7 protein-coding genes are annotated in these 5,648 nt (G+C 67.5%); 5 read left to right on the forward strand and 2 right to left on the reverse strand.

The annotated features are described in order from the left end of the window. Nucleotides 1–437, forward strand: a 437-nt coding sequence (locus BMG07_RS39505) for an MFS transporter (protein ID WP_198089038.1), incomplete at its 5' end; no start/stop codon positions are given. Nucleotides 438–452: 15 nt separating this feature from the next. Here the strand turns inward: BMG07_RS39505 and BMG07_RS39510 are convergent. Further along, nucleotides 453–830, reverse strand: coding sequence for a dihydroneopterin aldolase (locus tag BMG07_RS39510; protein ID WP_198089039.1), 378 nt, complete (start codon nucleotides 828–830; stop codon nucleotides 453–455). Nucleotides 831–837: 7 nt separating this feature from the next. Further along, entirely contained in the window at nucleotides 838–1,614 is a 777-nt protein-coding gene (locus BMG07_RS39515) for an SDR family oxidoreductase (RefSeq protein WP_198089040.1), read from the reverse strand. A 28-nt stretch (nucleotides 1,615–1,642) separates the two neighbouring features. Between BMG07_RS39515 and BMG07_RS39520 the strand changes: the two genes are divergently transcribed. From BMG07_RS39520 to BMG07_RS39535, 4 genes are all read left to right on the forward strand, one after another. Next, nucleotides 1,643–2,758: a class I SAM-dependent methyltransferase gene (locus tag BMG07_RS39520; protein WP_198089041.1), complete on the forward strand. Its 1,116-nt coding sequence runs from the start codon at nucleotides 1,643–1,645 to the stop codon at nucleotides 2,756–2,758. Nucleotides 2,759–2,811: 53 nt separating this feature from the next. Further along, on the forward strand, nucleotides 2,812–3,492 hold the full coding sequence (locus BMG07_RS39525; RefSeq protein WP_198089042.1) for a hypothetical protein: 681 nt from the start codon (nucleotides 2,812–2,814) through the stop codon (nucleotides 3,490–3,492). A gap of 136 nt (nucleotides 3,493–3,628) precedes the next feature. After that, complete coding sequence (locus BMG07_RS39530; protein ID WP_198089043.1) at nucleotides 3,629–4,525, forward strand: TauD/TfdA family dioxygenase; 897 nt, start codon at nucleotides 3,629–3,631, stop codon at nucleotides 4,523–4,525. A 26-nt stretch (nucleotides 4,526–4,551) separates the two neighbouring features. Next, complete coding sequence (locus BMG07_RS39535; RefSeq protein WP_198089044.1) at nucleotides 4,552–5,562, forward strand: ABC transporter substrate-binding protein; 1,011 nt, start codon at nucleotides 4,552–4,554, stop codon at nucleotides 5,560–5,562. The last annotated feature ends 86 nt before the right edge of the window (nucleotides 5,563–5,648 follow it).

Raw genomic sequence — 5,648 nt, forward strand, 5'->3', positions numbered from 1 at the left:
CGGGTGCGCTGGCCGCGCCCATCGCCGGACGCATCGCGGACCGCCGCGGGCCCGAGCTGGTGATTCGCCTGGGCGCCGCGCTGGTGGTGGTGTCGTTCGCGGCGATGCTGCTCGCGCCGCAGATGGCGCCCGCCGCGCGGCTGTGGCTCATCGTGGCCAGCGCCATCGGTTTCGACTTCGGGTTGCAGGCCGCGCTGATCGCGCACCAGACCGTCGTCTACGGCATCGACCCCGGTGCGCGCAGCCGGCTGAACGCGGTGTTCTTCACCGGCGTGTTCATCGGCATGGCGACAGGCTCGGCGCTCGGCGCGCTGGTGCTGGCGCAGTGGGGCTGGTCGGGCGTGGCGGCCATGGCCGCGCTGTCGGCGCTCGGCGCGCTCGGGGTGCGGATGTGGCCCGCGGCCGTCAAGGCCCCGGTGGTGTGCCCGGCCGCCTGAAGGCTGGCCGGCGACTCACCACTCGCCGGCCTCCATGCGGATCGCCACTTCGCAGTCGTCGAAGATTTCGAGCTTGGCGATCTTCACGCGCACGCCCAGCACGCCGGGCAGCTGCAGGAGCCGCTGCACCAGCTTGCCGATCAGGCTTTCGAGCAGGTTGACGTGTTCGGCGGTGCACTCGTCGATGATGATGAGGCGCACCTTGCCGTAGTCCAGCACGTGGAAGATGTCGTCGTCCTGCGGCAGCAGCGGCTGCTCGCCGAGGTTGAGTTCCGCGTCCACCTGAATCGGCTGCGGCGCGACCTTCTCGTGGTCGAGGATCCCGAGGTTCGCGTCGAAGCGCAAGCCCAGCAGGGTGAGTGTTTGGCGGCCGTGGGTGTGGGGGGAAGGCATGGGGGTCTCACATGAGCGAGAAATCGCGCTCGAATTTCATCAGGTGCTGGCCGCCGTCGACCAGCAGCGTGGTGCCGGTGATCGAGCTGTTCTCCAGCGCGAACTTCACGGTGGCGACCACGTCGGCGGCGGTCGAGGAGCGGCCCAGCGGCGACAGCTTGTGCAACTGCGCGAACTTGTCGTCGTCGAGCATGTGGCTGGCCAGCGTGAGGCCGGGCGCCACGCCCACCACGCGCACGCGCGGGGCCAGCGCCAGCGCCAGCATCGGCGTGGCGGCCTCCAGCGCGGCTTTCGAGAGCGTGTAGCTCAAGAAGTCGGGGTTCGGGTTCCAGAGTTTCTGGTCGAGCAGGTGCACGACCGCGCCTTGCGCGTCGCGCGCGGCCAGGTGCTCGTTCAATGCATTGGCCAGCAGGATGGCCGCGCCGGTGTTGCTGCGCGCATGGCGTTCCATGAGCGCGTAGCTGAAGCTGGCGGCCTCGTCGTGCTCGAACAGCGCGGCGCTGTGCACCACGGCGTCGATGCCGCGAAAGCGCGCGACCACGCGGGGCAGCAGGGCGCGGGTGGCCTGCTCGTCTTCGAGGTCGGCGGAAAAAAGCGCCGAGTCACCCGAGAGCGCGGCGCACTCGGCCGCGGTCTGCTCGGCCTCGGCCAGCGACGTGCGGTAGTGCACCGCCACCTGCCAGCCGCCCGCGGCCAGCGCCAGCGCGATCTCGCGGCCCAGCCTTCGGCCCGCGCCCGTGACGAGAACGGTGCGGCGGACGGGGGAGGGGAATGCGGTGCTCATGCGATGAGAGAGGGGGGAGAATGGCGCTGTGACGACAAAGACAACCCCCAGCAGTTTACCCACCGCCCTCGACCACCTCATCGCGCGTTCCGTCGAGCGCGCGGGCGGCTGGATCGGCTTCGACCGCTTCATGGCGCTCGCGCTTTATGCGCCCGGCCTGGGCTATTACGCCAACACCTCGGCCAAGTTCGGCCACATGCCTTCGTCGGGCAGCGACTTCGTGACGGCGCCCGAGCTCACGCCCATGTTCGGCCAGACGCTGGCCGCGCAGGTGGCCCAGGCGCTGGACAAGACCGGCACCGCCACCGTCTGGGAATTCGGCGCGGGCTCCGGCGCGCTGGCCGTGCAGCTGCTGCATGCACTCGACGAAATGGGCCGCACCGACGTGCGCTACCGCATCGTCGACCTGTCGGGCACGCTGCGCGAGCGCCAGCAACAGGCGCTGGTGCGTTATGCCGACCGCGTCGAGTGGCTCAACGAGCTGCCCGAATCGATGGAGGGCGTGGTGGTCGGCAACGAGGTGCTCGACGCCATGCCGGTGCAACTGCTGGCGCGCGTGGCCGGCCAATGGTTCGAGCGCGGCGTGGTGCGCAACGCGCAGAACGACGGCTGGCAGTGGGCCGACCGCCCGACCGAACTGCGCCCGCCCGTCGACGTGCCCGGTGAGCACGACTACCTGACCGAGATCCACCCGCAGGCCAAGGCCTTCATCGCGACGCTGGCGGACCGGCTGAAGAAGGGCGCGGCCTTTCTCGTCGACTACGGTTTCCCCGAGGCCGAGTACTACCACCCGCAGCGCCACATGGGCACCGTGATGTGCCACCGCGCCCACCAGGCCGATGGCGATCCGCTGTCCGACGTGGGCTACAAGGACATCACCGCGCACGTCGACTTCACCGGCATCGCGCTGGCGGGTCAGGACGCGGGGCTCGAGGTGCTGGGCTACACCAGCCAGGCGCGCTTCCTGCTGAACTGCGGGCTGCTCGCGAAGATGGAACAGGGCACGACGGCCGAGCGCGCCATGGCCGCGCGACTGATCCACGAGCACGAGATGGGCGAGCTGTTCAAGGTGGTGGGCTTCACCGTCGGCGCGGCGTGGGACGCGATGGGCTTTGCCGAGGGCGACCGCAGTCATACCCTGTAAGCAGGCACGGCACCGGCTACAGTCGGCGCTGTAAAAAACAGGGAGGAAAGGCCATGGCCGACATCGGGTCGCTCACATTCGATCTCACCGACTGCACGCTCGGCGAGCAGAGCGAGAACCACCGTTTCTGGATGAACACCGCGCGTGTCGCGCATCTCTTGCGCTTCAATGCCAAGCCTGTCGGCTGGGCCTTCGACCTGCGCATGCCCGATGCCGCCGCAGCCTTCTACCGGCAGCAGTGCATCGACAACGGGGGCGTCATGCTGTCGATGGAGGTACTGAAGACCGGTTCGATCCAGATGCTGAGCGGGTTGTTCAAGTACCGCTCCCCGACGCCGGGAAGCCTGGGGATGTACTACGTCGGCATCCTCTGGCTCCCGTTCGGGGACTGCAACTACCAGATCAACATCGAGGCGGGCGAAAGCGGAACCACGGGGACCCGCGAGGCGGCCGTCATGATCATCGAGGGGGACAAGTGGTTCAGTGCCGATGCTCCCGTCGCGGAGCCGGTGATGCTGAAGGACGGCGAGGACCTGTTCGAGAAGATGCGGGCCGCGCCGCTGCGCGTGATTCCCTCGGACAAGGCGGACTACGATTCGACCTTTCCGGCGCACCCCTTGTCGCTGGTGCGCGCCAGGCTGGCGGAGGTTGCCGCCACGGTGGGTGGAGACGCCAGCCTTGCCTCGCTCAAGCCCTTCAGCGTGCGGCGCGCCTGGCAGTTCTGGAAGAAGTAGCGCGGCGCGACAGGCGCCTGCCGGCACACATGTCCGGTGGGCCATAAGCAAGCAACGAATCGTTCTTTCGCGATCGCGCCGGCTGGGCCTAGAGTGGCGAGTTCGCTGCATGCATGCAGCGCCTCGATCGCCGTTCATGACCACTCTTGCAGCCTCTCTTCCCGCTTCCGAAGGCCCATCGCAAGCTTTCGAAGTGCGCCCCTTCGACGCCCCCGTGGGCGCCGAGATCGTCGGTCTCGACATCGCGAAACCGATCAACGCCGAAGACTTCGCGCGCATCCACCGCGCGCATCTCGACCACCATGTGCTGGTGTTTCGCGACCAGCAGGTCACGCCCGCCGAGCACATCGAATTCAGCCGCCGTTTCGGGCCGCTCGAGATTCATGTGCTGCACCAGTTCCAGCTGAAAGACCACCCCGAGATCCTCATCGTCTCCAACATCAAGGAGAACGGCGAGCCCATCGGCCTGGGCGACGCGGGCGTGTACTGGCACTCGGACATCTCGTACAAGCCCAAGCCCAGCCTCGGTTCGCTGCTGCATGCGCAGGAGCTGCCGAGCGAAGGCGGCGATACGTTGTTCGCCGACCAGCATCTTGCGTGGGAATCGCTGAGCCCTGAACTGCAGCAGCGCATCCTGCCGCTGAAGGCCGAGCACAGCTATCTCGCCAAGTACGAAGAGCTGCGCGCGAAGAACCCGTGGCGGCCCAAGCTCTCGCAGGCGCAGATCGACCAGGTCGCACCGGCCGTGCAGCCGGTGGTGCGCACGCATCCCGAGACAGGCCGCAAGGCGCTGTTCGTCAGCGAGCATTTCACAACGCGCATCGTCGGCCTGCCGCAGGACGAAAGCGATGCGCTGCTGGCCGAGCTGTTCGCGCACAGCGTGAAGCCCGGGTTCGTGTACCGCCACACGTGGGCGCCGCACGACCTCGTGTTCTGGGACAACCGCTCGCTGATGCACCTGGCGGCGGGCACGCCCGATCACCTGCGCCGCCGCCTGAACCGCACGACCATCGTCGGCGACACGCCCTTCTGATTCTTTCTTCCGGACCCTTTCAGACAATGAACCGCTTCACCCGCAAAGCCGCCGCGCTCGCCACCGGTCTCGCTCTCATGGCCGGCAGCCTTGCCGCGCATGCCGAAGGGCAGATCCGCATCGCCGAGCAGTTCGGCATCGTCTACCTGCTGCTGAACGTGGCGCAGGAGCAGAAGCTCATCGAGAAGCACGCCAAGGCCGCGGGTGTCGATGCCAAGGTCGAATGGGTCAAGCTCTCGGGCGGCTCGGCGGTGAACGATGCGCTGCTGTCCGGCAACATCGAGATCGCGGGTGCCGGCGTGGGCCCGCTGCTCACGCTGTGGGACCGCACCAAGGGCAAGCAGAACGTGAAGGGCGTGGCCTCGCTGGGCAACTTCCCGTACTACCTGGTGAGCAACAACCCGAACGTGAAGACCATTGCCGACTTCACCGACAAGGACCGCATCGCGCTGCCTGCGGTGGGCGTGTCGGTGCAGTCGCGCGTGCTGCAGTTCGCCTCGGCCAAGCTGTGGGGCGACAAGGAATTCAACCGGCTCGACAAGATCAGCGTGGCGCTGCCGCACCCCGATGCGGCGGCGGCCATCATCAAGGGCGGCACCGAGATCACCGGGCACTTCGGCAATCCGCCGTTCCAGGAGCAGGAGCTGGCCGGCAACCCGAATGCGCACATCGTGCTGAACTCGTACCAGGTGCTGGGCGGGCCGTCGTCGGCCACAGTGCTCTACGCGACCGAGAAATTCCGCAGCGAGAACCCGAAGACGTACAAGGCCTTCGTCGATGCGCTCGACGAGGCCGCGAAGTTCGTCACGGCCAACCCCGAGAAGGCGGCGGACATCTACCTGAAGGTGAGCAACGCGAAGCTCGACCGCGAGCTGCTGCTGAAGATCATCAAGAACCCCGAGGTGCAGTTCAAGACCACGCCGCAGAACACGTACCCGCTGGCGGAGTTCATGCACCGGGTGGGCGCGATCAGGAACAAGCCGGGGTCGGTGAAGGATTATTTCTTCGACGATGCGCAGAATACGTCGGGGAATTGAGGGGTGAGCACGGCGAAGGCGCTCGGGGTTTGACTCCTTCCCCCTCTGGGGGAAGGCCGGGATGGGGGCGGGCACAGCGGTGGCGA

This window comes from Variovorax sp. E3 (genome assembly GCF_016082275.1).
Lineage (GTDB): Bacteria > Pseudomonadota > Gammaproteobacteria > Burkholderiales > Burkholderiaceae_C > Variovorax.